This window comes from Pseudomonas vancouverensis (assembly GCF_004348895.1).
GTDB lineage: Bacteria > Pseudomonadota > Gammaproteobacteria > Pseudomonadales > Pseudomonadaceae > Aquipseudomonas > Aquipseudomonas vancouverensis.
This window is the reverse complement of record NZ_RRZK01000014.1, coordinates 69,646-95,169: the sequence shown is the minus strand read 5'-3', so window position 1 is coordinate 95,169 and position 25,524 is coordinate 69,646. Positions and strand designations below refer to the sequence as shown.

At 60.6% G+C, this 25,524-nt stretch carries 22 protein-coding genes; 12 read left to right on the top strand and 10 right to left on the bottom strand.

The window, feature by feature from the left end; genetic code table 11:
* Nucleotides 1-122 precede the first annotated feature (122 nt).
* The 5 genes from EIY72_RS12950 to EIY72_RS12930 all read left to right on the top strand — a co-directional run bounded on the left by EIY72_RS12950 (nt 123) and on the right by EIY72_RS12930 (nt 7,024).
* Entirely contained in the window at nt 123-905 is a 783-nt protein-coding gene (locus EIY72_RS12950) for an enoyl-CoA hydratase-related protein (RefSeq protein WP_093216966.1), read from the top strand.
* Nucleotides 902-2,083, top strand: a complete 1,182-nt coding sequence (locus EIY72_RS12945) for an acetyl-CoA C-acyltransferase family protein (protein ID WP_093216961.1) — start codon at nt 902-904, stop codon at nt 2,081-2,083. The genes EIY72_RS12950 and EIY72_RS12945 overlap by 4 nt, the downstream gene beginning before the upstream one ends.
* An 890-nt stretch (nt 2,084-2,973) precedes the next feature.
* Nucleotides 2,974-4,143, top strand: a complete 1,170-nt coding sequence (locus EIY72_RS12940; protein ID WP_093216952.1) for an aromatic ring-hydroxylating oxygenase subunit alpha — start codon at nt 2,974-2,976, stop codon at nt 4,141-4,143.
* 145 nt (nt 4,144-4,288) lie between these two features.
* Nucleotides 4,289-5,950 carry a choline dehydrogenase gene (locus EIY72_RS12935; protein WP_093216948.1) on the top strand — a complete coding sequence of 554 codons (1,662 nt, stop codon included), beginning with the start codon at nt 4,289-4,291 and terminating at the stop codon, nt 5,948-5,950.
* 9 nt (nt 5,951-5,959) lie between these two features.
* Nucleotides 5,960-7,024, top strand: coding sequence for a GlxA family transcriptional regulator (locus tag EIY72_RS12930; RefSeq protein WP_093216943.1), 1,065 nt, complete (start codon nt 5,960-5,962; stop codon nt 7,022-7,024).
* An 8-nt stretch (nt 7,025-7,032) separates the two neighbouring features.
* Here EIY72_RS12930 and EIY72_RS12925 read toward each other — a convergent pair whose 3' ends face one another.
* The gene (locus EIY72_RS12925) at nt 7,033-7,797 is read right to left on the bottom strand and encodes a class II aldolase and adducin N-terminal domain-containing protein (protein WP_093216939.1); all 765 of its coding nucleotides are present in this window, start codon (nt 7,795-7,797) and stop codon (nt 7,033-7,035) included.
* 273 nt (nt 7,798-8,070) lie between these two features.
* On the opposite strand from EIY72_RS12925, the gene EIY72_RS12920 reads away from it, so the two are divergent.
* From EIY72_RS12920 to EIY72_RS12910, 3 genes are all read left to right on the top strand, one after another.
* Nucleotides 8,071-9,021, top strand: coding sequence for a choline ABC transporter substrate-binding protein (locus EIY72_RS12920; RefSeq protein ID WP_093216934.1), 951 nt, complete (start codon nt 8,071-8,073; stop codon nt 9,019-9,021).
* 248 nt (nt 9,022-9,269) lie between these two features.
* Complete coding sequence (locus EIY72_RS12915) at nt 9,270-10,391, top strand: HlyD family secretion protein (protein ID WP_093216931.1); 1,122 nt, start codon at nt 9,270-9,272, stop codon at nt 10,389-10,391.
* Nucleotides 10,388-11,980 carry a DHA2 family efflux MFS transporter permease subunit gene (locus EIY72_RS12910; protein ID WP_093216926.1) on the top strand — a complete coding sequence of 531 codons (1,593 nt, stop codon included), beginning with the start codon at nt 10,388-10,390 and terminating at the stop codon, nt 11,978-11,980. Before EIY72_RS12915 ends, EIY72_RS12910 begins: the two co-directional genes overlap by 4 nt.
* Nucleotides 11,981-12,086: 106 nt before the next feature.
* Here EIY72_RS12910 and EIY72_RS12905 read toward each other — a convergent pair whose 3' ends face one another.
* Both EIY72_RS12905 and EIY72_RS12900 read right to left on the bottom strand, forming a co-directional pair.
* Complete coding sequence (locus EIY72_RS12905) at nt 12,087-12,524, bottom strand: hypothetical protein (protein WP_132680138.1); 438 nt, start codon at nt 12,522-12,524, stop codon at nt 12,087-12,089.
* 294 nt (nt 12,525-12,818) lie between these two features.
* A complete protein-coding gene (locus EIY72_RS12900) occupies nt 12,819-13,259 on the bottom strand; it encodes a carboxymuconolactone decarboxylase family protein (protein ID WP_093216917.1) in 441 nt (146 codons plus the stop codon).
* Nucleotides 13,260-13,474: 215 nt separating this feature from the next.
* Between EIY72_RS12900 and EIY72_RS12895 the strand changes: the two genes are divergently transcribed.
* Together EIY72_RS12895 and EIY72_RS12890 are read left to right on the top strand one after the other, a co-directional pair.
* Nucleotides 13,475-13,981: a sigma-70 family RNA polymerase sigma factor gene (locus EIY72_RS12895; RefSeq protein ID WP_093216912.1), complete on the top strand. Its 507-nt coding sequence runs from the start codon at nt 13,475-13,477 to the stop codon at nt 13,979-13,981.
* On the top strand, nt 13,981-14,943 hold the full coding sequence (locus tag EIY72_RS12890; protein ID WP_231985530.1) for a FecR domain-containing protein: 963 nt from the start codon (nt 13,981-13,983) through the stop codon (nt 14,941-14,943). The genes EIY72_RS12895 and EIY72_RS12890 overlap by 1 nt, the downstream gene beginning before the upstream one ends.
* A 105-nt stretch (nt 14,944-15,048) precedes the next feature.
* On the opposite strand, the gene EIY72_RS12885 is transcribed toward EIY72_RS12890, so the two are convergent.
* The 3 genes from EIY72_RS12885 to EIY72_RS12875 form a co-directional block, all read right to left on the bottom strand.
* Nucleotides 15,049-16,491 carry a mechanosensitive ion channel family protein gene (locus EIY72_RS12885; RefSeq protein ID WP_093216908.1) on the bottom strand — a complete coding sequence of 481 codons (1,443 nt, stop codon included), beginning with the start codon at nt 16,489-16,491 and terminating at the stop codon, nt 15,049-15,051.
* Nucleotides 16,492-16,713: 222 nt separating this feature from the next.
* Nucleotides 16,714-17,397, bottom strand: a complete 684-nt coding sequence (locus EIY72_RS12880; RefSeq protein ID WP_093216903.1) for an isochorismatase family protein — start codon at nt 17,395-17,397, stop codon at nt 16,714-16,716.
* Nucleotides 17,398-17,489: 92 nt separating this feature from the next.
* Complete coding sequence (locus EIY72_RS12875) at nt 17,490-18,356, bottom strand: pirin family protein (protein WP_093216898.1); 867 nt, start codon at nt 18,354-18,356, stop codon at nt 17,490-17,492.
* A 104-nt stretch (nt 18,357-18,460) separates the two neighbouring features.
* Between EIY72_RS12875 and EIY72_RS12870 the strand changes: the two genes are divergently transcribed.
* Together EIY72_RS12870 and dkgB are read left to right on the top strand one after the other, a co-directional pair.
* Nucleotides 18,461-19,369, top strand: a complete 909-nt coding sequence (locus EIY72_RS12870; protein WP_093216893.1) for a LysR family transcriptional regulator — start codon at nt 18,461-18,463, stop codon at nt 19,367-19,369.
* A 128-nt stretch (nt 19,370-19,497) separates the two neighbouring features.
* The gene (dkgB, locus tag EIY72_RS12865; RefSeq protein ID WP_093216890.1) at nt 19,498-20,301 is read left to right on the top strand and encodes a 2,5-didehydrogluconate reductase DkgB; all 804 of its coding nucleotides are present in this window, start codon (nt 19,498-19,500) and stop codon (nt 20,299-20,301) included.
* Here the strand turns inward: dkgB and EIY72_RS12860 are convergent.
* The 4 genes from EIY72_RS12860 to EIY72_RS12845 form a co-directional block, all read right to left on the bottom strand.
* Nucleotides 20,298-23,534: a transporter substrate-binding domain-containing protein gene (locus tag EIY72_RS12860; protein ID WP_093216886.1), complete on the bottom strand. Its 3,237-nt coding sequence runs from the start codon at nt 23,532-23,534 to the stop codon at nt 20,298-20,300. The two genes, dkgB and EIY72_RS12860, sit on opposite strands and share 4 nt — an antisense overlap.
* Complete coding sequence (locus EIY72_RS12855; RefSeq protein ID WP_093216882.1) at nt 23,535-24,161, bottom strand: response regulator transcription factor; 627 nt, start codon at nt 24,159-24,161, stop codon at nt 23,535-23,537.
* Between the two features lie 60 nt (nt 24,162-24,221).
* Complete coding sequence (locus EIY72_RS12850) at nt 24,222-24,671, bottom strand: ANTAR domain-containing protein (protein WP_231985529.1); 450 nt, start codon at nt 24,669-24,671, stop codon at nt 24,222-24,224.
* 104 nt (nt 24,672-24,775) lie between these two features.
* The gene (locus tag EIY72_RS12845; protein WP_093216878.1) at nt 24,776-25,492 is read right to left on the bottom strand and encodes an MgtC/SapB family protein; all 717 of its coding nucleotides are present in this window, start codon (nt 25,490-25,492) and stop codon (nt 24,776-24,778) included.
* Nucleotides 25,493-25,524: the final 32 nt, after the last annotated feature.

Genomic DNA, 25,524 nt, shown 5'->3' with positions numbered 1-25,524 from the left:
GTGTGTCGTTTTCAGCACAGTGCAATGGCAAAAAACAGCAGCGTGGTTGACCCGTTTTGCCATGGTCCAAGGTTTGTCCGGCGCTTAAAGTGACCACCTGAACCGAATAGGCAGGGCCTGTGATGACCGACCTGATCAAACAACAACTCAAGGATGGCGTGCTGACGCTGACCATCGACCGTCCCGACAAGCTCAACGCGCTGAACAATGCGATGTACACGCGCCTGGCCGACCTGTTGCTGGCCGCCGATGAAGACGAGCAGGCCGGGGTGATCATCCTCACCGGCGGCCCGAGCTGCTTCACCAGCGGCAACGACCTGGTGGATTTCCTCCAGCATCCGCCCACTCATCTGGACGCCCCGGCCTTCCGGCTGATGAAAGTCGTCATCCACCTGCAAAAGCCGTTGATCGCCGCGGTGTGCGGTGCGGCCATCGGCATTGGCACCACAGTGCTGCTGCATTGCGATCAAGTATTGGTCACACGCAATGCCAAGCTGCGCATGCCGTTCGTCAACATCGGCCTGTGCCCGGAATTCGGCGCCAGCCTGTTGTTGCCACGTCGTCTGGGCCATGCCCGTGCGGCACGCCTGCTGTTGCTGGGCGATGGCCTGGACGGCAATGACGCGGTGAACTGGGGCATCGCCAACGAAGCCTTCGATGACGGCGAACAATGCCTGGCCGCCGCCGAGAAAATCGCCCGACGTTTGCTGGCCCTGCCGCAACAAGCCCTGCGCCAGTCCCGGCAACTGCTGAAACAGGCGACGCTGCCTGAGCTGGAAGCCACCCTGCGTGAAGAAAACACGCTGTTCATCCAGCGCCTGAACACCGAAGAGGCGAAAACCGCCTTGAACGCCTTGCTCAATCGCAATACCGACAAGCATCCATCGAAAGGAAACCAGCCATGAACACTCCTGACATCTACGTCGTCAGCGCCGCCCGTACTGCCATCGGCACCTTCGGTGGCGCGCTCAAGGACGTGCCCCTGGCCGATCTCGCGACCACCGCCGTCAAAGCCGCCCTGGAACGCGCAGCCGTGGACCCGGCGCTCGTCGGCCACTTGGTGATGGGTAACGTGATCCCGACCGAAACCCGTGACGCCTACATCTCTCGCGTCGCCGCGATGAACGCCGGTATCCCGAAGGAAACCCCGGCCTACAACGTCAACCGCCTGTGCGGTTCGGGCTTGCAGGCGATCATCAACGCCGCCCAGACCCTGCTGCTGGGTGACGCCGACATCGTCGTCGGTGCCGGTGCCGAATCCATGAGTCGAGGCCCGTACCTGCTGCCATCGGCCCGTTGGGGTTCGCGCATGGGCAACGTGCAGGCCATCGACTACATGCTGGGCATCCTGCATGACCCCTTCCATGGCATCCACATGGGCATCACCGCCGAGAACGTTGCCGCACGCAACGGCATCACCCGCGAAATGCAGGACGCCCTGGCGCTGGAAGACCAGAAGCGCGCGGCCCACGCCATCGCCAACGGTTACTTCAGCGAGCAGATCGCGACCGTGGAGATCCAGGATCGCAAGGGCACCAAGCTGTTCAACGTCGACGAGCACCCACGCGCGACGTCCCTGGAACAACTGGCCGCCATGAAGCCGGCGTTCAAGAAGGACGGTTCGGTGACCGCCGGTAACGCCTCGGGTCTGAACGACGGCGCCGCTGCGCTGGTGATGGCCACCGGTACCGCAGTGCAGGTCAACAACCTGAAGCCGCTGGCCCGTCTGGTCAGCTACGCCCACGCCGGCGTCGAGCCGGAACTGATGGGCCTGGGCCCGATCCCGGCCACCCGCCTGGCGCTCAAGCGTGCCGGTCTGAGTGTGTCCGACCTGGACGTGATCGAAGCCAACATCGCCTTCGCCGCCCAGGCCTGCGCCGTCAGCCAGGAACTGGACCTCGACCCGGCCAAGGTCAACCCGAACGGTTCGGGTATTTCCCTGGGGCATCCGGTGGGTGCTACCGGCGCGATCATTGCGACCAAGGCCATTCATGAATTGCACCGTACCGGTGGGCGTTATGCGCTGGTGACCATGTGCATTGGTGGTGGTCAGGGGATTGCGACGATTTTTGAGCGGGTTTGATTGAGCTGCTGTGATGCCGTTATCGCGTGTATATCCATTGCTGCGGTAACGGCTACTTAGGGTTCCGCCCTTACGGCGGGTCACTTTCGAAAAGCGCGAAAGTAACCAAAGCGCTTTGCCCCTTTCGTTCGGTGCCTCGCCTAGGCTCGGCATGCCCTCCTTCCGGTCCTGCTCCGTGGGCCCGCCGCCATCGGCCATCCATGGCCGGGGGCGGCTAAACCGGCATCCATGCCGGTTTGCCCACTACGCAGAACCTCCACTCGGCCTCTCGATGGGGCGAGTACCTCAACAGCGTCCGAGGCGGCCTACCGGCCGGCCTGGTTATTGATCGTACGCGTTTCTCTGTCGGAGCCGGCTTGCTGCGGGCGGCGTTCCGACGATGACGGCCTCACAGCCAGCCAATTTCTCACTGATGTATCCAGATCAAATGTGGGAGCCAGCCTGCTCCGGGCGGCGTTCCGACGATGGATGTCAACGATGATGCGGATGTCTGGATACCTCGGGTGTCCTGGCGTTTTTCGCGAGCAAGCTCGCTCCCACAGTCGGATCGCGGACCAGCCAACAATCAGGCCGGCTGTCAGGCCGCCTCGCTCTTGCTCTGCCGTGCCCCGTCGGAAGGAGGGCATGCCGAGCCTAGGCGAGGCACCGTACGTCAGGGGATAGAGCGCTTGGTTACTTGGCGCTCTTCCAAGTAACCCGCCGTAAGGGCGGAACCCTAAGTAGCCTTTACCGAAAAAACGGATATGCCCCCATAAAAAAAACCAAATCGAGCTTGATGTTTTTCCCCACCAACTGGTCGCAATAAATCAATCCCACCCCCTCCCCGCCCCCTAGATTAGCTCCCAGAACACGAAGCCGAACCACACGGCCAGTCACCGAGGAGATCACCCATGAACAGTTTCCTGAACCGCAAACAGCAGAGCCCGATCGAAGGCTGGGATCACCAGGACCCGGAAGAAGCCTTCACCCTGCCCTCGCGCTACTTCTACGACGAAACCCTGTTCAAGGCCGAACGCGACAACATCTTCATGCACGCCTGGCACGTCGCCGGGCATGTCAGCGAGTTCGCCGAGCCGGGCCAGTACGTGGTGACGGATCTGTTCGACCAGAGTGTGGTGGTGGCAAAAAACCGGCAGGGACAGATCCATGCCTTCCACAACGTCTGCCAGCATCGCGGCAATCGCCTGTTGGAGGAACGCCGCGGAACCACCGGAGGCGTGGTGCGCTGCGCCTACCACTCCTGGTGCTACGAAATGGACGGCAGCCTGCGCAGTGCCCCCCGTTGCGAAAAGATGAAGAACTTCGAGCTGCAGCAGTTCAACATCCCGCAGATCCGCACCGAAGAAATGGGCGGCTTCATTTACTTCAACCTCGACCCGAAGGCGCCGTCACTGCGCGACCTGTTCCCCGGCGCCGACGAAGAGATGCGCCGGGTGTTTCCGGACCTGGCCGACATGCGCCTGATCGAGGAACAGGACGTGATAGTGCCCGCCAACTGGAAGGTGATCATGGACAACTCCATCGAGGGCTATCACTTCAAATTGTCCGGGCCGTGCCACATCGACCTGGCCAGACTCATCGATTTCAAGGGTTACCAGTTGAGCAAACGCGACAACTGGTGGACCTACATCGCCCCGGCCAACCTGACCGTGACAGAGGCCTACGGCGTGCCACTGCGCAAGGATCTCAACCCTGAAGAATGCTTCTTCAACATCGGCATGTGGCCGAACAACACCTTCTATACCTTCCCGTTCTCGGAGTTCCTCGGCTCGTTCATCATGATTCCGCTGGACGCCGAGCGCTCGCTGCTGCGCTTCGGTTACTACTCGAGCAACCCGCAGACCGCCGAAGTCAGCAAGGCCTGCATGAAGTGGATGAATGAGGACCTGGGACCGGAGGACATTGCGCTGAACATCTCGGTGCAGAAGGGTCTGCATTCGCTGGGTTATGACCAGGGTCGCTACATGATCGACGCCCAGCGCAGCAATGAAAGCGAGCATCTGGTGCATCACTTCCATCGGTTGGTGTTTGACGGGATTCACGGTAATTCCGCGACCTGAAAAGACACACGTCCCTGTAGGAGCGAGTACGCTCGCGATGGACTGTCAGGCAGCATGGATGTCACCTGATCCACCGCTTCGCGAGCAGGCTCGCTCCTACAGGTTTTTTGTGTGATGCCCCTTAATGGATGGAGCACCCCAAACCATGACCAACCATGCGTTTGATTACCTGATCGTCGGCGCCGGGTCCGCGGGCTGTGTGTTGGCCAATCGCTTGAGCGAAGACCCGTCGGTGCGGATTCTGCTGCTGGAAGCCGGCCCGGCGGACCAGAGCTGGACCATCGACATGCCGTCCGCCGTGGGCCTGGTGGTCGGCGGCACCCGTTACAACTGGAGCTACAACTCCGAGCCGGAACCCTGTCTCGACGGACGCCGCATCGGCACGCCACGGGGCCGTACCCTGGGAGGTTCGTCGTCAATCAACGGCATGGTCTACATCCGCGGCCATGCCCGTGACTACGACGGCTGGGCCGAAGCCGGCTGCGATGGCTGGAGTTATCAAGCGGTGTTGCCGTACTTTCGCCGCGCACAAACCCATGCCGATGGCGCCGACGATTACCGTGGTGCGAACGGGCATCTGCACGTTACCCCCGGTGATACGCAGACACCGCTATGCGCCGCATTTCTGGCCGCCGGGGCCGAGGCCGGTTACGGCTTGAGTGATGATTTGAACGGCTATCGTCAGGAAGCCTTTGGCCCGGTGGACCGCACTACACGCGCCGGACGCCGCTGGAGCACTTCCCGGGGCTATCTGCGCGAAGCATTGGCGCGGGGCAACGTGCAGGTGCACACCGACGCCCTCGCCCTGCGCATTCTGTTCGATGGCCAGCGCGCGATTGGCATCGAATACGAACACAGTGGCGAGACCCACCAGGCCTTCGCCTACCGTGAAGTGCTGCTGACCGCCGGGGCGATCAATTCGCCGCAACTGCTGTTGCTGTCCGGCATCGGCCCGGCGGCGGAACTGCGCGACCTGGGCATCGAAGTGAAGCACGATCTGCCGGGCGTCGGCCGGCGCCTCAACGATCATCCAGATACCGTGGTGCAGTACCTGTGCAAACGCCCGGTTTCGCTCTATCCATGGACCACCGCGCCCGGCAAGTGGTGGATCGGTGCGCGCTGGTTCGCCACCCACGACGGTTTGGCGGCGAGCAATCACTTCGAAGCCGGGGCGTTCATCCGTTCCCGAGCAGGGGTCGAGTTTCCCGATTTGCAACTGACCTTCATGCCGCTGGCGGTCAAACCCGGCACCGTCGATCTGGTGCCGGGACACGCATTCCAGATCCACATCGACCTGATGCGTCCCACCAGCCTGGGCAGTGTCACGCTCAACAGCACCGACCCCAGGCAGCCGCCGCGCATCCTGTTCAATTACCTGAAAACCGAGGAGGATCGAGCCACCATGCGTGCCGGTGCACGTCTGGTCCGCGAGATCATTGCGCAACCGGCCATGGCGGCGTTCCGTGGCGAAGAGCTGGTGCCCGGCCCGCAAGCGCAAAGCGATGAAGCGCTGGACGCCTGGGCGCGACAGGTCACGGAAACCGGCTACCATGCCAGCGGCACCTGCAAAATGGGCCTGGCCACGGATGCAGAGGCGGTGGTCGACGCGCAACTCAGGGTGCATGGCCTCGATGGATTGCGCGTAGTGGACGCCTCGATCATGCCGATGATCGTCAGTGGCAACACCAACGCACCGACGGTGATGATCGCGGAAAAGGCCAGTGACATGATTCGCGGTCTGGCGCCGCTACCGGCCGCCGATGTACCGGTGTGGACTCACCCGCAATGGCAGACCCAGCAACGATAGAGATCCCCCATGAGTCATCAGCCATCCACTAGCACCGATGCACGTTTCACCTGGCGACGCGGCGAGGTCGCGCCGCTGCGGGTGGCAGTACTGATGCTGCCGTCGTTTTCCAATTTCGGCCTGGCGGCGGTGCTCGAACCGCTGGCGATTGCCAACTGGCTGACCCAACGCCCGTTGTTCGAATGGTCACTGTTGTCGCTGGACGGTCAACCGGTGCAGGCCAGCAATGGCCTGAGCACCGTTGCCAATGACGGTTTGAAAAGCGATCAGGGCTTCGATGTGTGCGTGGTGCTCGCCAGTTTTGACGTGCACAAGCACAGCCGCAACCTCGCGCTCAAGAGCTGGTTGCGCAAGCAGGCACTGTTCGGCGCGGTGTTGATGGGCGTGGAAACCGGTACCGAACTGCTGGCCGCAGCCGGTGTGCTCGATGGTTACGAAGCCGCGGTGCACTGGGACAACCTTCAGGGCTTTCAGGAAAGTTATCCGCGGGTCCACGCCAAGCCGCAGCTCTACACCCTGGAACGCCAGCGCATGACCTGCGCCGGGGCGACCACGACGCTGGACATGTTGCTCGGCTGGATCGGCCAGAGTGTCGACAGCGAACTGGCGCGGGAAATCGGCATGCACCTGTTGATGGGCCAGGTACGCGCCCCCGCCGATAATCAACTCGATGGCAGCCTGACCAACACCGGGCTGTACGGCAACAAGATCCGCCGCGCCATCGCCTTGATGGAGCAGGCCCTGGAAGAACCCTTGGACTGTGAAGCGATTGCCGCCCAGGTCGGCCTGTCACGGCGGCAACTGGAACGGCAATTCAAGCACCAGACCGGCCTGTCGCCGCTCAAGTACTACATCACCTTGCGCCTGGCCAAGGCCCACAGCCTGCTGCAACAGACGCGCCTGAGCGTGGCGCAGGTGGCGGCCTGTTCGGGGTTCGGTTCGCTGGAACATTTCTCCCGCACTTACCGCGCCCGCTTCGGCTGCCCGCCCAGTGAAGACCGCAGTCAGGTCTGGACGGCGCCGGTGATGCGCCAGCCGTTGCGCAAGGAACACCGCCCGGTCGAGGCGGAGTGATCCGGCTTCTACAGGTTCGCGGTGTATGCCGTTGCCAGTGGATTCATCTGCCGGTATTCCGGTTCTTCCTCATCCAGGATGCCCATCAAGGCATTGAAATGCTTGTCGGCAAATCCTGGATATTCAAGCCACTGCCGGCAGGTCTTGCGCGCGATCTCATCGCTGGCAATGCGCAGTTCACGTCCGGTTGAAAGCGCGGTGATGTAGGTCTCGCACGCACGTTCGAAGTAGTAGAGGTCGTCGAACGCCTGGGCGATCGTCGGCGCCGCCACCAGCACACCGTGATTGCCCATCAACAGAATCGGTTTGTTCCCCAGCAGGCGGCTGACACGCTCGGCCTCGTCGCCCAGGCCCATGCCATCGAAGCCTTCATCGATCACCACACGCTCGAAAAAACGCATGCAGTTCTGCTCGATCGGCGGCAGCCGCGAATCGGCCAGGCAGGCCAGCGCCGTGGCGTATTTCGAATGGGTGTGCAGGATGCAGCGTGCGTGCGGCTGGTTGCGATGCAACGCACTGTGCAGCGCCCAGGCAGTGATGTCCGGTGCGTCCGGTCGATCGAGGCTGGCAGGATCATCGGCATTGACCAACAGCAAGTCGCCGGCCCTGATCTGCGAGAAATGCTTGCCGTAAGGGTTGATCAAAAACTCCCGACCGTCCCCCGACACCGCCACGCTGAAGTGATTGGCAATGGACTCATGCAGGTTCAGCCGCGCCGCCCAACGAAAAGCGCAGGCCAGGCGAATACGCAATTGCTCGACAGATTGGTTCATTCCGTGTGCCCCGGATGTTGATCGTTTGTCTGCCAGTGTAAAGACGCGCCCTGACCGGACTTGACGGGAAACGACAGGGTTTGCCGTTTTCCGGCGGGGTTTGGCTTGCGTGAAAGCGGCATGGTTATGCCGTGTTTGATCAAGGGCCCGTTGGCACTCGCGACCATAGTGAGTGCCACGACTCGACCCACCCGCAGGGTTCAGCGCGCGCACCTCCAACAATAAGAAGACTGCTTCACCCGCTGCCGACCGTTACCTTCGAGGAGTTGATCCATGAAAACCTTGCCGTTGCTTGCATCGCCCTTGTTCGCCTGTTTATGCCTGTCGTTACCAGCCCTCGCCGCCGAGCCGGAATCCTGCGCCACGGTGCACTTCTCCGATGTCGGCTGGACCGACATCAGTGTCACCACTGCCATGGCCAGCGAGGTGCTGGAATCCCTGGGCTACAAGACCAAAACCACCTTGCTGTCGATCCCGGTGACCTACCGCGCACTGTCGTCGGGCAAGGAGCTGGACGTGTTCCTCGGCAACTGGATGCCCACCACCGAGAATGACATCAAGCCCTACCGCGACGCCGGCACCGTGGAAACCGTGCGCGCCAACCTGCAAGGCGCCAAGTACACCCTGGCGGTGCCCGACTACGTATACAACGCCGGGCTTCATGACTTTGCCGACATCGCCAAATTCAAGGAGCAACTCAACGGCCAGATCTACGGTATCGAACCGGGCAACGACGGCAATCGCCTGATCCAGAGCATGATCGACAAGAACGCCTTCGGCCTGAAGGATTTCAAGGTGGTGGAGTCCAGCGAAGCGGCGATGCTCTCGCAACTCAAACGCGCCACGCGCAAGAACGAATGGATGGTGTTCCTCGGCTGGGAACCGCACCCGATGAACACCCGCAACAACATGAAGTACCTCAGCGGCGGCGATGACTTCTTCGGCCCCAACTATGGCCAGGCTACGGTCTACACCAACGTGCGCAAGGGCTACCTCAGCGAATGCAGCAACGTCGGCAAGCTGCTGCAGAACATGGAGTTCAGCCTGGCGATGGAAAACCAGTTGATGGACGCGGTGCTTAATCAGAACCAGAAACCAAGGGCGGCGGCCAGGGCGTGGTTGAAGGCCCATCCGGAGGTGTTGCAGGCGTGGCTGGTGGGCGTGAGCAGCCGGGAAGGCAAAGATGGGTTGGCGGTGGCTGGCGCCAAACTGGCCAGCCAATAGATCATCGAAAAAACCATGTGGGAGCGAGCTTGCTCGCGATAGCGGTGGGTCTGACGATAAGGCATCGAATGACACTCAGCTATCGCGAGCAAGCTCGCTCCCACAGGTTCTCCACCACGCATTGAAACTTCAATTCCCTTCTGACTTATCACCTGACGAGCGGCTGCAAAAAGCATTTGCCACAAAATATTACGTACGTCATATTATAGGCATCATAATTAAACACCGCCCTCGACAGGTACCCATCCATGACCAGCATGCCCACCGTTGAACCCGACCTGGCCACCCCGGTGAAACCCGCCAAGCCGGCCCTGCTCAAACGCCTGCTGCTGCCGACCGCTGGGATCGCGGCGCTGGTATTGGCCGGTGTGTATGGCGCGCATTGGTGGACAGCCGGACGTTTCATCGAGGAAACCGACGACGCCTACATCGGTGCCGACGTCACCGTCATCGGGCCGAAAGTCGCTGGCTACATCGAAGAAGTGCTGGTCAGCGATAACCAGCCGGTCAAGGCAGGCGACGTGCTGGTTCGTCTCGACTCCCGGGATTACCGTGCCCAACTGGCCAAGGCTGAAGGCGCCGTCGCCGCCGAAGAAGCCTTGCTGGCCAACCTCGATGCCACCGAACAACTGCAACAGGCCGTCATCGGTCAGGCCCGTGCCGGAATCGATGCCGCCGGCGCCGAAACCGCGCGCTCGCGTGACGACGACAGCCGCTACCAGAAATTGGTGAGCACCAACGCCGTCTCGGTCGAAAGCGCGCAACGGGCCAACGCCACGTTCAAGACCGCCCAGGCGCAGAGCAACCGTGCCCAGGCTGAACTGCTGGCCGCGCAACGTCAGTTGAACGTGATCGCCACCCAGAAGCAGCAAGCTCGCGCGGCGTTGATTCAAGCGAAAGCCGAGCGTGACCTGGCGCAGCTCAATGTCAGCTACACCGAACTCAAGGCTCCCGTCGACGGTGTCATCGGCAACCGTCGGGCGCGGGTCGGCGCTTACGCCCAGGCAGGTTCGCAATTGCTCTCGGTGGTGCCCTCGAGTGGGTTGTGGGTCGATGCCAATTTCAAGGAAGACCAGTTGGCGCGCATGACCCCGGGCCAGCGCGTGATCATCCATGCCGACGTGCTCTCGGGTCAGGCATTTCACGGTCACCTCGACAGCCTGGCACCGGCCAGCGGCGCGCAGTTCAGTGTGCTGCCACCGGAAAACGCCACCGGCAACTTTACCAAGATCGTGCAACGGGTACCGGTGCGGATTCACCTCGACCCGGCTGACAGCGTACTGGGCCACTTGCGTCCCGGCCTGTCGGTGACCGCTGAAGTCGACACGCGCAAGGAGCCTGAAGCACCAGCCGTTGCGAGCGCACCATGAGCCGCGCCCTCGCCGCCCCGGCGCAACCCTTCGATGCCGCGAGCATGGCCACGGCGACCAAAGTCTTCGCCTTCGCCAGCATGTGCATCGGCATGTTCATTGCGCTGCTGGATATTCAGATCGTCTCGGCCTCCTTGCGCGACATTGGCGGCGGGCTGTCCGCCGGCACCGACGAAACCGCCTGGGTGCAGACCAGCTACCTGATCGCCGAAATCATCGTGATTCCGTTGTCCGGCTGGTTGTCGCGGGTGTTCTCCACCCGCTGGCTGTTTTGTGCCTCAGCCGTGGGCTTCACCCTGACCAGCCTGTTGTGCGGCGTGGCCTGGAACATCCAGAGCATGATTGCCTTCCGCGCCCTGCAAGGCTTTCTCGGTGGCTCGATGATCCCTATGGTGTTTACCACCGCGTTTGTTTTCTTCAGTGGCAAACAACGGGTGATTGCCGCCGCCACCATCGGCGCCGTGGCGTCGCTGGCACCGACCCTGGGACCGGTGATCGGCGGCTGGATCACCGATGTTTCGTCCTGGCACTGGCTGTTCTACATCAACCTGGTCCCCGGCATTTTCGTCGCCGTGGCCGTGCCGATGCTGGTCCGGATCGACCAGCCGGAACTGTCGCTGCTCAAAGGAGCCGATTACCTGAGCATGGTGTTTCTGGCGCTGTTTCTCGGCTGTCTGGAATACACCCTCGAAGAAGGCCCGCGCTGGAACTGGTTCAGCGACAGCACCATCCTGACCACGGCCTGGATCAGCGGCCTGGCCGGCCTGGCCTTTATCGGCCGGACCCTGCACGTGGCCAACCCGATCGTCGACCTGCGTGCCTTGAAGGACCGCAACTTTGCCTTGGGTTGCTTCTTCTCGTTCGTCACCGGGATCGGCCTGTTCGCCACGATCTACCTGACGCCGTTGTTTCTCGGCCGGGTGCGTGGCTACGGGGCGCTGGACATCGGCCTGGCGGTTTTCTCCACCGGGGTGTTCCAGATCATGGCGATTCCGGTGTATGCCTTTCTGGCCAACCGGGTCGACCTGCGCTGGATCATGATGACCGGCCTGGGCCTGTTCGCCTTGTCGATGTGGGATTTCAGCCCGATCACCCATGACTGGGGGGCCAAAGAGTTATTGCTGCCACAAGCCCTGCGCGGGATTGCCCAGCAACTGGCGGTGCCACCGGCGGTGACCTTGACCCTCGGCGGCCTGGCACCGGCGCGGTTGAAACATGCTTCGGGGTTATTCAACCTGATGCGCAACCTGGGTGGCGCTATTGGTATTGCGGTTTGTGCGACCATTCTCAATGACCGCACGAACCTGCACTTCACCCGCCTGGCGGAGAACCTCAACAGCACCAACGAGGCCCTCAACCAATGGCTGTCCCAGGTCGGCAACAACTTCGCTGCCCTCGGTCAGAGCGGCGACGTCGGGGTCACCGCCAGCCTGCATCAACTATGGCTGCTGACTTACCGCGAAGCCCAGACACAAACCTACGGCGACGCATTTTTGATGATCGGCGTGTGCTTCGTCATCGCCACGGCGATGGTGCCCTTGATGCGCAAGGTGCAACCACCGGCAGCGCCGAGTCCCGATGCGCATTGATGGCTTTTTGCACTGAATCATGCCTCGCATCGGCGGCGCAGTTACACGCGGGGCGCAGGGTCATGAGCCAATCACGTCGGCCCATCGAAATGGCTAATACCGCCGTTTACATCGATGAACTGGAAGGAATGATCATTTGATTGAAACCGACCAATTCCACTTGCATGGCAACGTCGAAGATAGTTTGATCCGGGGCTCTGACTCTATACTCTAACCTGCAATTAAACTCCTGCGCCGCATAATTGATCTCCAACTTTATAAACCCATCAACTCCACGAATATGAATGACCGGCGATTCATAAACATAGATTGAAAAACGAGGGGCCCATTCATGGTATGTGCCGCTCTGAATATCTCCAGCAAGATCGAAACTTACGAGTTTTCTTGGTGAAGTTTGTGAAGCATCTTCATACCCTTCAAATACCAGCAAACCGTTGCGTTGCGTCATGCTCATTCGATTGGGAGTCACAGGATCAGTGTATCTCCTACACCAACCGTGCGCCTTTACCTGTTCCTCTGAGCTTTTAGAGTTACGTCCCGACATGACTTACCTCCAGAAATATCTCTCATATGCCAGGGTAGTCCGACACATGAGAAACAATAAGTCTGCAACTGCATAGCCCACAACTGTCATATATGACAGTTTACTCACACGGAATCATCGTTATAAATTCAAGTGTTCAGCTATTACCGAGAGGCTCAAGAATTTAACATTCTTTTTGAAAGTAACAGTTTTTCCTGATTCGAGGACCGGTCCGCGTCACGGTGGCGCCACTTGAGGCGCAAGGTGCAACCACCGGCCGCGCCGAGTCCCGATGCTCACTGAGGCGTCTGGACCTCAGGCTTGAGGCATTTTGCGAAAGCCGATGGCCAGGCGGTTCCAGGCATTGATGGTGGTGATGGCGACGGTCAGGTCGACCATTTCCTTGGCGTCGAATTGCGAGGTGGCCAATTCGTAGTCTGCGTCCGATGCATGGGTCTGGCTGATCAGGGTCACCGATTCGGTCCAGGCCAGGGCGGCGCGTTCACGTTCGGTGAAGAACGGCGTTTCGCGCCAGGCTGACAGCGTAGCCAGGCGACGCTCGGATTCGCCACCCTTGCGCGCATCGGCGCTGTGCATGTCCAGGCAGAAGGCGCAGCCGTTGATTTGCGAGGTGCGCAGCTTGACCAGTTCGATCAGGTTCTTTTCCAGCGGTAGCTTCGACACCGCGGTTTCCAGGGCGATCATCGCTTTCAGGGCATCAGGGGAAGCGGTGTAGAAATCGATACGAGGTTGCATGGTGTGCTCCAGGGCAAGTGGGTGTGTGGCTAAGTTAGTCCTGAGGCTCGCCGGAACAAATAGCCAATCTTTCAGAAGTCGAGTAGGCCACTGCGGGTGCCTGTTTGAAAGAAAGTGCTATTTGAGAATTGCCATCAGTTAGCCTGCACCCCTAGAATGCGATCAATTCTTAATTGCACTCAGGCCAGGATGCCCGAATCGAGTATCGACCTGCCATGTCATCCGCCGAACAGCCCCTGAATCAACAGATCCATACCCTTTACAGCGACCACCACGGCTGGCTGCAGAACTGGTTGCAGCGCAAGCTGGGCAATCGTTGCGATGCCGCCGACCTGGCCCAGGATACCTTCGTGCGCCTGCTCACCCGCCAGGTCGCGCGGCCGCTGGGCAGCGAACCTCGCGCGCTGCTGACGCACATCGCCAAGGGCCTGGTGATCGACCGCTGGCGTCGGCAGGACCTGGAACGCGCCTACCTGGAGACCATCGCCCATTTGCCGGAGGCTGAAGTGCCTTCGCCGGAAACCCGCGTGTTGATCCTCGAAACCCTGTGGCGCATCGAAGCCTTGCTGCGCGAGCTGCCCAGCGCGACCCGCGAGGCATTTTTGCTGTCGCAGATCGAAGGCCTGACCTACGACCAGATCGCCAGGCGCCTGAATGTCTCGCTGATTACCGTCAAACGCTATATGCGCGCGGCGTTCCTTGCCTGCCTGAGTGTCGCCTGATGAGCAGCCCGATGATGATCAACCCGCAAATCCTCGGCGAGGCCGCCGACTGGCTGGTACAACTGCATTCAGGGACGGCCACTGCATCCGACCGCCAGGCCATCGAGCAATGGCGTAGCCGCAGCGCCGAGCATGCCCAGGCCTGGCAGCGCGCGGAATCCTTGCTCGGCGAGTTTCGCAGCGTACCGGCCAATGTGGCGATCCAGACGCTGCAACGGGCTTCCCGTCGCGAGGGTCTCAGCCGTCGACAAACCCTTACCCGCCTCGGTTTGCTGCTGCTGGCCGGCCCGCTGGGCATCGCTTCGCAACACCTGCCGTGGCAGCAATGGAGCGCCGACCAGCGCACCGCCGTGGGCGAACAGAAACAGCTGCAATTGCCCGACGGCAGCCAGTTGCTGCTCAACACCGACAGTGCAGCGAACATCGCCTTCAACCCGAGTGAACGACGGGTGCTGTTGATCAATGGCGAAGCCCTGATCAAAACCGCCACGGATTCTGGTGCACGCCCCTTCGTCGTCGAAACGCCGCAAGGCACCACCCGAACATTGGGGGCCCGGTTCTGTGTACGCACGGAGGGTTCGCGCAGCCTGGTATCCGTGCTTGAAGGCCAGGTGGTGGTCATGCCGCAGTTGCTGCAGCAAGGCACCGTGCTCAATGCTGGCGAACGCCAGCGCTTCAAGTTGAACAGTTATGACAGGCCGGAACGTTTCGATGTTTCGGCGCTGAACTGGGACCAGGGCATGCTGCTGGCCAACAACATGCGCCTGGACGAACTGCTCGCCGAGTTGAGCCGCTACCGTCCCGGCGTCCTGCGCTGCCATCCCGACGTGGCGGACTTGCGCGTGTCGGGGGCGTTTTCCCTGAAAGATACCGACGCCAGCTTGCGCCTGCTCAGCGACAGCCTGCCGCTGAACATCAGCTACCTGACGCGATACTGGCTGTCGGTGGAACCGCGGGTCTGAGTCGTATTCACTGCCGCCATCGCGAGCAGGCTCGCTCCCACAGTTGATCGCATTCCCCTGTAAGACGGCTTTGCCACCCAGGGGAGTGATCCGCGCAGTGGCCCTTCACACCCGTTTACGCAGCCACTGCAAAAAGCCCTTTTTCGCCACCGTCACCGGCACTTCCTGGGTCAGGGTCCTGGCTTTCATCAGGCGGTAATCGAGCAGGGTTTTCATTGCCTCGTTGATGTCGTGGCGGGCGTCCAGGCAGGGTTTGAGGTAAGACTTTTCAATGCGGTACAAACCGCAGAAGGTCTTGGCGGCGAAGCGTGCAGGGACTGAACTGTCGGTCAGGATGCCGGCCTCGCCGATCACCTCACCGGGCCCCATGCGCCCGGACTCGAAAGGCGCGCCGTGGCGCGTCAGCGTCACCGAGACCACCCCGGATTCGATGATGAACAGATGATCGCTGACCTCCCCCGCTTCCAGGATCGTTTCCCCGGCACGGAAGGTCTGCAGGGTCATGTTCTGGCTGAAGGTCTCTTTCTCTTCCTGGCGCAAGGTAGAGAAGATCGGCGAGCTGTCGAGCAACGCCCGTGGCCGGGAAAGGTTGCTCAGCGGTGCGGGCTCCACACTCGACAGCAAGTTGACCCCGGACGCCTGCAAATGCCGGTAGGCCAGGTCATAGAGTTGATTGCGCACCGAACGCTTCTCGTCCATCGAGGCGACAAACCCGCTGATTTCGTAGATCGCACCGGTATTGCTGGCGCTCTTCAAACCGACACTCGGCGACGGTTTGTCCATCAGTGCACGGCACCCTTGCATGGCGCGCTCCAGCGCGTCGATCACCGTATTGGGGCGTGCATGGGGGCTGACTTCAACGGAAATGGAAATGCCGAACATGTCGTTCGGCCGGCTGAAATTGATGATCTTGGCCTTGGCCGCCAGTGAGTTGGGGATCACCGCCATGCAACCCTGGGAGGTTTGCAGACGGGTGGCGCGCCAGTCGATGTCGATCACCTGGCCTTCCATGCCGTCGATGGAGATGTAGTCATCGAGTTGATAGGGTTTGGTGGTGTTAAGCACGATTCCGGAGAACACGTCGCTGAGGGTGCTTTGCAACGCCAGGCCGACGATGATCGCCAATGCGCCGGAGGTGGCCAGTACGCCCTTGACCGGCAGATCGAGGACATAGGCCAGGGCGGCAATCACCGCGATCAGGAAAATCACCGCACCGAGCAGATCCTGCAGCAAGCGCCCGGTGTGCCCGACCCGCTGCATCATCACCGCGCCGATCAGCACCGTGAGCATCCGTGCGCCAAACAACCACCAGCCGATCTGCAACCCCGTCGCTGCCAGGTGCAGGGGCACATTGTCGGGCCAGGGCGCCGGCTCCATCGGGTTCATGCCTTCGTTGAACAGCAGCAGGCTGAACAGCGCAAAGATCACCACCCGCATCAATAGCTTCCACGGTGCGTGTTGATCACCGACCAGACGCCACAGGCCAAGGTCGATCAATATCAGCAAGAAGGCACAGACCAACGGGTGTTCGGTGAGCAGTGACAACATCAAGCAACTCCAGCACAGGCCAGTGACGCGACGATCGCGTGGATTGGCCTTAGTGTAGGAGCTATTGATTTGACTGGATGAACCCGTCAGGTTGAACACCCAAAAAATCCTGTGGGAGCGAGCTTGCTCGCGATTGCGGTAATACAGTCACTGAAACGCTGACTGTCGGTCGGCCTTCGCGAGCAGGCTCACTCCCACAGGAAAGCCGCAGAAGGCGTTCTGTCAGCGCTGCGAATCCAGCGCTTCGTGCTCATTCGCCACTTGCTGCGCCTTGAGGTAGCTCTCGATCAGCAATTGATAATGCGGCATGGCCTGGGCATAGACAGCGGCCCACTGCTCGGCGTCCGGGCGATTCCACGAACCTTGCAGCTCCGAGAGCGTCGCCATGATGTCGATGGGCACCACACCGGCCTGCGCCAGTCGGGCAATGGTCAGGTCGGTGGCCAGTTTCGAGTGGTTGCCGGAAGCATCGACCACCGCAAACACTTTGTAGCCTTCATGGGCGGCCGCGATGGACGGGAAAGCCAGGCACACGCTGGTCAGGGTGCCGGCGATCACCAGGGTCTTCTTGCCGGTGGCTTTGACGGCGGCGTGAAACTCGGCGTTATCCCAGGCATTGATTTCACCTTTGCGCGCCACGTATTGCGCATGGGGCGCTACCTCGTGGATCTCCGGAATCAGCGGCCCGTTCGGCCCCTGCGGCACAGACGCTGTGGTGATCACCGGCATGTTCAACAACGTCGCGGCCTTGGCCAGGGCAATGGCATTGGCGCGCAGTTGTGGCACGTCCATGTCCTTGACGATCTGGAACAGGCCGCTCTGGTGATCGATCAACAGCATGGCGCTGTCGTTGGCATCAATGGTCGGTTTCTGGCCGTTGAAGTTGGCTGCGTTGACGGTGTTCATGGGCTTTTCCTCTTTTTTGGGCAACAGCCATCCCTGGCCTGAAAACCGGCCTACTCATCCTGTGTAGTGTCGGGGGTATGAAAGTGCGCGGGTTAGCCGTGCACGCGGCCGAAACGGCCGGACTGGAAGTCGGCGAATGCCTGGTGGATTTCCTGCTCGGTGTTCATCACGAACGGACCGTGACCAACGATGGGCTCGTCAATCGGCTCGCCGCTGAGCAGTAGCACCACCGCGTCCTCGCTCGCTTCGAGTGTCATCTGCTGACCCTTGCGGTCAAACAGGGCCAATTGCCCCTGGCGCACCGATTCCAGACCATTGATCTGGATCGCGCCCCGCAGGACCACCAGTGCCGTGTTGCGCCCTTCGTGCAAATCCAGGGTGAGCAACTTGCCGGCCTTGAGGCGCAGGTCCCAGACATCAATCGGGGTGAAGGTCCGCGAGGGCCCTGTACGACCGTCGAACTCACCGGCAATCAGACGCAGGTGTCCGGCGCCGTCATTCAACTCGATGCGCGGAATGTCACTGTCGAGAATGGTCTGGTACCCGGCATCGGCCATTTTGTCCCTGGCCGGCAGGTTGACCCACAACTGCACCATTTCCAGGGTACCGCCGGTTTTCGCAAAGCCTTCGGAATGAAACTCTTCATGGATGATGCCCGAAGCAGCGGTCATCCACTGCACATCGCCGGGGCCGATCTTGCCGCCGCCACCGGAGGAATCGCGATGCTCCAGTTCGCCGTCGTAAACGATGGTCACGGTTTCGAAACCACGGTGCGGGTGCTGGCCCACGCCACGTCGTCCTGTAGTCGGGGTGAATTCGGCAGGACCGGCATGGTCGAGCAGCAGGAACGGGCTGATGTGTTTGCCCAGGTTGTCATAGGAAAACAGCGTGCGAACCGGAAAGCCGTCGCCGACCCAATGGGCACGTGGGCTGGTGTAGATACCGATGATGTTTTTCATGGTGTCTCCTGATGAAGTGAGTGAAGCCATGGACAAAGCTTAAAACCGTGACCTTTGCTGCGCTAGACTGCAAAAATCGGTTTTAGCGTTCTATCTGGAGAACGATGGTGGAAGACCTCAACACCCTCTACTACTTCACCCAAGTGGTGGAGCATCACGGATTTGCCGCTGCGGGCCGGGCGCTGGACATGCCCAAGTCCAAGCTCAGCCGGCGTATTGCCCAACTCGAGGAACGCCTGGGCGTGCGCCTGCTGCACCGCACCAGTCGGCATTGCTCGTTGACTGAAATCGGTCAGGCTTACTACCAACGCTGCCTGGCGATGCGCGTGGAGGCCGAAAGCGCTGCCGAACTGATCGAGCGTAATCGCTCCGAACCCCAGGGCCTGGTGCGTATCAGTTGCCCCACGGCATTGCTCAATTCCTGGGTCGGACCGATGCTGACCCGCTACATGCTCAAGTACCCGCTGGTCGAGTTGTTCATCGAGAGCACCAACCGCCGGGTCGACTTGATACACGAAGGTTTCGACGTTGCCTTGCGGGTACGTTTTCCACCACTGGAAAACACCGACATGGTGATGAAGGTGCTGGGCAACAGCAATCAAAGCGTCGTTGGCAGCCCGGCGTTCTTATCACGCCTGTCGACCCCCGCCTTGCCCGCCGATCTCAGCGGTCTGCCAAGCCTGCACTGGGGCGCGGCGCAGCGTGAGTACCAATGGGAATTGTTCGGCGACGATGGCCGCACGGCGGTGATCCGTCACGCGCCGAGGATGGTCACCGATGACCTGCTCGCCCTGCGCCACGCGGCCGTTGCGGGCGTCGGCATCGTGCACCTGCCCAGCGTAGTGGTGCGCGACGAAATCACCAGCGGTCAGTTGGTCGAACTGGTCCCCGGTTGGGCACCGAAAACAGGGATCATTCACGCAATTTTCCCATCACGTCGCGGACTGCTGCCATCGGTACGCTCCTTGATCGACTTCCTTGGTGAAGAGTTCAGCCACAGCGACATTGCCTGAGGGCCGAACCCTGCCCCTTGATGATTGTTGATTTGCGGTAAACATTGCTTTGCCCGGCCAGCGGTTTTTCTCAGGCAGGCAGATGCGGATACTGGCGCCCATTCCCACTGCAACCTCTGGAGTCATCAATGTCCATTCCCGCATTCGGCCTGGGTACGTTTCGCTTGCAAGGCCAGGTGGTCATCGATTCGGTGAGCACCGCTCTGTCCCTGGGCTACCGGGCAATCGATACCGCGCAGATCTACGAGAACGAAGGCGAGGTGGGTCAAGCCATCGCCGCCAGCGGCATTGCCCGCGATGAGCTGTTCATCACCAGCAAGATCTGGGTCGCCAACTTTGCCAAAGAGCGTCTGATCGACAGCCTCAGGGAAAGCCTGGCCAAGCTGCAAACCAACTACCTGGACCTGACCCTGATCCACTGGCCATCGCCCGAAGATCAAGTGCCGGTCGAGGAGTTCATGGGCGCCCTGCTCGAGGCCAAACAGTTGGGCCTGACCCGGCAGATAGGCGTCTCCAACTTCACCATCGAACTGATGAAACAGGCGATTGAGGCCGTCGGTGCCGAGCACATCGCAACCAATCAGATCGAGCTGCACCCGTACCTGCAGAACCGCCAGGTCGCGGCGTTCGCACAGAGCCAAGGCATTCGGGTCACCTCATACATGACCCTGGCCTATGGTGAAGTGCTCAAGGACCCGGTCATCCAGCAGATCGCCGAACGCCTGCAGGCGACACCGGCACAAGTCACCCTGGCCTGGGCCATGCAATCGCGTTATGCAGTGATTCCGTCCTCGACCCGCCGCGCCAATCTTGAAAGCAACCTGCGCGCGACTGCGCTGACCTTGGGTGAGGCCGACATGGCGTTGATTGCCACGCTTGATCGCGGTCACCGGCTGACCAGCCCCAAGGGCATTGCTCCCCACTGGGATTAAGCATCACGCTGCTCAAGCTCCTGCTCCAGGTGCAACATCGCCTGCTGCAACTGCTCGATGGCAGCGTCGATCAACGCCGGGCGCCCGTCACCGAGCGCCCGCTCCAGGTGCTCGCACCCCTCAAGCACGGCGGACGCCCGCACGATCATCGCGCCACCCTTGATCCGGTGCGCCAACTCGTGCAACCCAGGGTGTTTGCCATTGACATTTAACGTCATCAACTGAGCACGATCTTCGCGATTGCTCTGCGCCAGGTCATGCAGGACTTGCTCGAACAGCTCACGGTTGCTCTCGGCATAAGGTAGCAATCCACTCAAATCGAACACTCTGGAGGAACTGGTGTGCGTCTCCCGGACCGCCTCGATGGCAAAGTGGCTGGCCAGCCAGATTTGCAAATCTTCCAGGCGAATGGGTTTGAACAGACAGTCATCCATCCCTGCTTCCAGACAACGGATCTTTTCCTCGGCTTGTGCATTGGCGGTAAACCCGAGCACCCGCGTAGGCGCCAAGCCCTGCATACGCTCCTCTTCACGCATTGCGCGCGCCAGTTGGTAACCATTGAGTACCGGCATGTTGCAGTCGGTGATGACCAGGTCGAACGCCTGCCGACGCCATTGCTCCAGGCCTTGTGCACCGTCTTGCGCCGAATGAACGCGGTGCCCCAGATAGCTCAATTGTTGCGTAAGCAACAAGCGATTGGCGGGATAGTCGTCCACCACCAGAATCGTCAGCGCACGCGTAGCCAGCGGCGTCGCGACCACAGCAGCCTCAGCGACGGACAGTGTTGGCAGGAGTACCAGGTTCAGAGCGATCGCCACCTTCGTCCCGCGCCCGAGTCGACTGTCGAGTAGCAGTTGCCCGCCCATCATTTCGCAGAGTGTACGGCTGATGACCAGACCCAGTCCGGCGCCTTGCCGGGAGGAGTGCTGGTTGTCCTGCGCCTGGACAAACGGACTGAACAGGCGCTGCTGATCAAAAGCGCTGATACCGACGCCACTGTCTTCGATGCACAGATCGATGGTGAGATGGGCCGAAGCCTGCGGCTGAATGCGCAGCGTCAAACTCACCTCACCCGCCCGGGTGAACTTGATCGCATTGCTCAACAGGTTGGACAGCACCTGCTTGAAACGTGTCGGATCAAGCATGACGTCACAGTCACTGCCTTCGTCGAGCTCGACCCGCCATTTCAGGTTCTTCTGCACCGCCAGACCTTCAAAGATCCGGCATACCGACAATACCGAATCACGCAAATTGACCCGTTCCGGCATCAGCGACAGATGCCCCGATTCGATCCGGGCGATGTCGAGGATATCGCCGATCAAGGCTACCAGTTGCTGGCCCGCCTGCGACGCCACCTCAATCGCCGAGCGATCGGTCACCCCTTCATCCGCCCGCTTCTGCGCCAGTTCAAGCATGCCGATCAAGGCATTCATCGGTGTGCGGATTTCATGGCTCATGGTGGCCAGAAACGTCGTCTTCGCTCGATTGGCATCTTCGGCGGCATCCTTGGCCTCCTGCAATTGCCCCAACAATTGCTGGCGTTGCCGAATCTGTCGACGCTGCCAGATGATCCCGGCCAGGGCGAGCAGGAGCAAGACAGCAGCCCCGGCAAAGGCCTGGTAGATCACCTGCCGATGACGCAACCAGTAACTGTGCTCCACCATCGAGTCATAGCGCCCGGGTTGCGTCAGCTCATCGATTTCTTCCGGCGGGATACTCAACAGTGCCTTGTCCAGAATCGAATGCAGCTCGGTCGCGTCACGGTTGGTGGCCAAGGTACTGCGGGCCGGGTCACTGCCGACCGTGCTGGTGATTTGCAGGCGATCGCGGTACTGCCGCGCAATCAGATAACGGGCGCTGATCAGTGAGTTGATCCCGGCATCCGCCTTGCCATCGGCGACCATTTTCATGGCATCCGCCGACAAGGGCGCATCGATCAGGTGGATCTGTGCAAAGTTCTGACTGATGAATGGCCGGACAATGTTGCCCTGGGTCAGCGCGAGGCCTTTGCCGGCCATGTCATCCAGCGTCCTTGGACTGTCGGGCGCCACGCGTGTGACCAGTACCGACGGGCTGCTGAGAAATGCCCGGGTGAACAACAGTTCATCTTCGCGCTGGGAACTGAGGCCGATGCCGGCCAGCACGTCGATCTGCCCCGTCTTGATGGCGGTCAGCATCTCGACCACCGATTTCATGCCCTGGATATCGAATTGCAGCCCGGTGCGCAGACTGATTTTTTCCAGAAGATCGACAGCAACGCCTTGGTAGTTCCCTTCGCTATCGATAAAGCTGATCGGCGGAATATTGTTGTTGATCGCGACCTTTACCCGTGGATGCTGGCCGAGCCAACGTTGTTCGGCCAGGCTCAATTGCAGCGCCTGGGTAGCGGGCATGGACACCCCATTAGCCCCCCAGCGCCGCAGGATATTCATGCGTTCGTTGGCAGTGACGGCAACCAGCGCCTTGTTGACGATGGCCAGCAACGGCTGATTGTCACGGGCCATCGCAAAGGCAAAACGACCTGACTCCATGGGCGAGAAGTCACTCAGGCGGACATTGTTCAGGTAGTTCTTGCTGACCAGATAATGGGCACTGATTGCATCACCCAGATAGACATCGGCCTGACCGAACGCCACCGCACCCATGGCCGCCAGCGTCGAGGGAAAGAGTTCGACTTGTGCCTTGGAGTAGAACTGCTTCACGCTGTCTTCAGGCAAGTAGTGATAGAGCATCACCAGCCGCTTGCCGGCTAACGTCGGGTCGAGCACCTGGGGTGCCTCGGTCCGGGTGACCAGCACGGGTTGATCGTCCGCATAGGCCCTGGACATCTGCAACTGCGGGTCCTGGGTTTCATAGCGGTTGGCCGTTCCCAGCAGGTCCGCCTGCCCTTCCTTGATCGCCCGAACCGCATCGGCCCGCGAAGGATAGCGCCGCACGTCGATCGGCACCTGCAACAATTGCTCGAGCAACCCGGCGTAATCGGCGGTGATGCCCTCGAACATCTTGCCCGCCGCGTTGAATTCAAAGGGCGGGTAATCCGGCGCGGAAACGGCCAATACCAGGCGTCCCTTGAGCTTCAACCACCGCGACTCGTTTTCGCCAAGCGTGACGCTCAGGCCTTCGGCGCTGGAACGTCCGTGCAGTGTCATCGGCGCGGACTGCGCCCAGACCGCCGACGCACACAGGTAGAGGCTGAACAGTATCCACGCCGGCCATCGCCGCACACTGCTCATTCAGATCAGGTGATTGCGCAAGGCGAAATCCCTCAGGTGCACCAACGAACTCACGTTGAGCTTTAGAACCAGCCGGGTTTTGTAGGTACTGACCGTTTTGTAGCTCAGGTGCATGAGGTCGGCGATTTCAGTGTTGCTTGTCCCCCGGGCCAAGTACTGGAGGATGGTCAGCTCGCGGTTGGACAGCAGATCGATCAGCTGTTTTTCACTGCGCTGCAAGGCATTCATCGATACCGCTGTCGAGGGCAATTGCACAAAACAGGTGTAGCCGGCCAGGACCGTACTGACAGCCGCTTTCAGATCATCCAGGTTCTTGCTCTTGGAAACATAGGCCGCCGCGCCGGCGCGCATGCAACGCTCCTGGTAAAACTGCGCTTCCAGGGCAGTGAACACCACCACCTTACAGCGCACCTTTTCCGCCTTGATCCGCTCCAGCACATCCAGTCCCGGCACGCCGGGTAACCCCAGGTCAAGCAGGACGATATCCGGTTGATGCTGACGGACCAGCGCCACGACCTCATCACCGCGGGCCGCCTCATAGAGTCGTTTGAACCCCTCACCATCAAGCACCAGTTTGATCATGGAACGAACCACTGGATGATCTTCCACAATCAGTGCTGATTTCATGGCAACTCCCCCGAGAAACAGATCACCTTTACGCCGGGAAGCCCCCGGGCAGCGCCGTGGTTAAACAAAGCGGCTGCGCTGAGACTCTCGCACGGGAGAAACATAGGATCTACCTGACAGAATTGACAGTTCCGACGAACGGAGGCCAGGGTCAACCACCTTCATCAACGCCTGGATACCAGCCTGATCGGGCAACGCGGCGTGGCTGATATGCAGGTTTTTGCGCGCAGCTTTTTTCAATACCGGCGGGCAGTTGAAAAGCAGCGTGTGATGGATTTGCGGGTTGTCGATAAAAAAACCGGGCACGTCCAGTTCCCCGTCAGCGAAGGCTGCGTCGACTACCACCAGGTCGAAGGGGCCGCATCCGAACTCCACCAGTGTCAGCAACTCATCCTGAGTCGGCACGGGTGCAATCCGGTAATACCCCAGCTGGTTGAAAAGCCGCTCGATCTTCAATCGGTGGAAGTGCTGCCCATCGGCAATCAGGATTCGTAATGCTTTGTTCGGCACGGTGACCTCCGGACGAATTGGGATTCGAGAGGTCGCGAAGGCTACGCAAGCGCTGCATAACTATCTGTAGGACTATTCCTAAATACGCTTCGGACGAGCTGACCTCATTCAGTGGTACTTGGACTCCAGAACGCTTGCACCACCAAGGTCGACATCGAGATCCGTGCCACCAGGGCGTCCAGCTCATCACCATCGACCGAAGTCGTTGCCAGCGTTGCTTCGACTTCGATCTCATCCGCGCCGAACCCGTGTACGTCCACGTCACTGGCCGGGTAATTGCTGCGTTCAAGCTCCGCTTCGAGCAGCGCCAGCACGGCTTTCTGCTGCGTGCGCCGGGCGATCACGTAGACAATATTGGTGACCTCCGCCGAAACCACGTCCAGCGGCTGACGGTTGAGGTTGTTGACGATCGGCCGCAACAGGGTATTGGCGGCCAGCACGAACAACGTGCCGAGGACAGCTTCGGCCAACAGGTCCGCACCGGCGCAGGCACCTACCGCCGCCGAGGTCCAGAGGGTGGCGGCCGTGTTGAGGCCACGTACGTTACCCTCTTCGCGCATGATCACCCCGGCACCGAGAAAACCGATGCCGGACACCACATAAGCCACGACCCGAACCGCGCCTTCGGCACCGCCGAGACGGTTGGCCATGTCGACAAAAATCGCCGCACCGACGGCCACCAGCACATTGGTGCGCAAGCCGGCGGTGCGTTGCCGGTACTGCCGCTCCAGACCGATCAGGCCACCGAGGATGAAGGCCGCGGTGAGACTGACCAGGGTGTCGAGCAGGGAATCCAGGTTGATGTTGTTGATGGCTTGCATGTCAAAGCTCCTTGAAAACGACGCTCCCCTGT

Excerpts from the sequence above, each read along its gene's own strand:
- EIY72_RS12885 (WP_093216908.1), bottom strand. The coding sequence starts at position 16,491 with ATGTTGTCACTGCTCACCGAACACCCGTTGGTCTGTGCCTTCTTGCTG.
- EIY72_RS12915 (WP_093216931.1), top strand. The coding sequence starts at position 9,270 with ATGACCAGCATGCCCACCGTTGAACCCGACCTGGCCACCCCGGTGAAA.
- EIY72_RS12895 (WP_093216912.1), top strand. The coding sequence starts at position 13,475 with ATGTCATCCGCCGAACAGCCCCTGAATCAACAGATCCATACCCTTTAC.
- EIY72_RS12890 (WP_231985530.1), top strand. The coding sequence starts at position 13,981 with ATGAGCAGCCCGATGATGATCAACCCGCAAATCCTCGGCGAGGCCGCC.
- EIY72_RS12855 (WP_093216882.1), bottom strand. The coding sequence starts at position 24,161 with ATGAAATCAGCACTGATTGTGGAAGATCATCCAGTGGTTCGTTCCATG.
- EIY72_RS12910 (WP_093216926.1), top strand. The coding sequence starts at position 10,388 with ATGAGCCGCGCCCTCGCCGCCCCGGCGCAACCCTTCGATGCCGCGAGC.
- EIY72_RS12945 (WP_093216961.1), top strand. The coding sequence starts at position 902 with ATGAACACTCCTGACATCTACGTCGTCAGCGCCGCCCGTACTGCCATC.
- EIY72_RS12950 (WP_093216966.1), top strand. The coding sequence starts at position 123 with ATGACCGACCTGATCAAACAACAACTCAAGGATGGCGTGCTGACGCTG.
- EIY72_RS12940 (WP_093216952.1), top strand. The coding sequence starts at position 2,974 with ATGAACAGTTTCCTGAACCGCAAACAGCAGAGCCCGATCGAAGGCTGG.
- EIY72_RS12920 (WP_093216934.1), top strand. The coding sequence starts at position 8,071 with ATGAAAACCTTGCCGTTGCTTGCATCGCCCTTGTTCGCCTGTTTATGC.
- EIY72_RS12860 (WP_093216886.1), bottom strand. The coding sequence starts at position 23,534 with ATGAGCAGTGTGCGGCGATGGCCGGCGTGGATACTGTTCAGCCTCTAC.
- EIY72_RS12900 (WP_093216917.1), bottom strand. The coding sequence starts at position 13,259 with ATGCAACCTCGTATCGATTTCTACACCGCTTCCCCTGATGCCCTGAAA.
- EIY72_RS12925 (WP_093216939.1), bottom strand. The coding sequence starts at position 7,797 with ATGAACCAATCTGTCGAGCAATTGCGTATTCGCCTGGCCTGCGCTTTT.
- EIY72_RS12845 (WP_093216878.1), bottom strand. The coding sequence starts at position 25,492 with ATGCAAGCCATCAACAACATCAACCTGGATTCCCTGCTCGACACCCTG.
- EIY72_RS12875 (WP_093216898.1), bottom strand. The coding sequence starts at position 18,356 with ATGAAAAACATCATCGGTATCTACACCAGCCCACGTGCCCATTGGGTC.
- EIY72_RS12870 (WP_093216893.1), top strand. The coding sequence starts at position 18,461 with ATGGTGGAAGACCTCAACACCCTCTACTACTTCACCCAAGTGGTGGAG.
- EIY72_RS12930 (WP_093216943.1), top strand. The coding sequence starts at position 5,960 with ATGAGTCATCAGCCATCCACTAGCACCGATGCACGTTTCACCTGGCGA.
- EIY72_RS12905 (WP_132680138.1), bottom strand. The coding sequence starts at position 12,524 with ATGTCGGGACGTAACTCTAAAAGCTCAGAGGAACAGGTAAAGGCGCAC.
- EIY72_RS12935 (WP_093216948.1), top strand. The coding sequence starts at position 4,289 with ATGACCAACCATGCGTTTGATTACCTGATCGTCGGCGCCGGGTCCGCG.
- dkgB (WP_093216890.1), top strand. The coding sequence starts at position 19,498 with ATGTCCATTCCCGCATTCGGCCTGGGTACGTTTCGCTTGCAAGGCCAG.
- EIY72_RS12880 (WP_093216903.1), bottom strand. The coding sequence starts at position 17,397 with ATGAACACCGTCAACGCAGCCAACTTCAACGGCCAGAAACCGACCATT.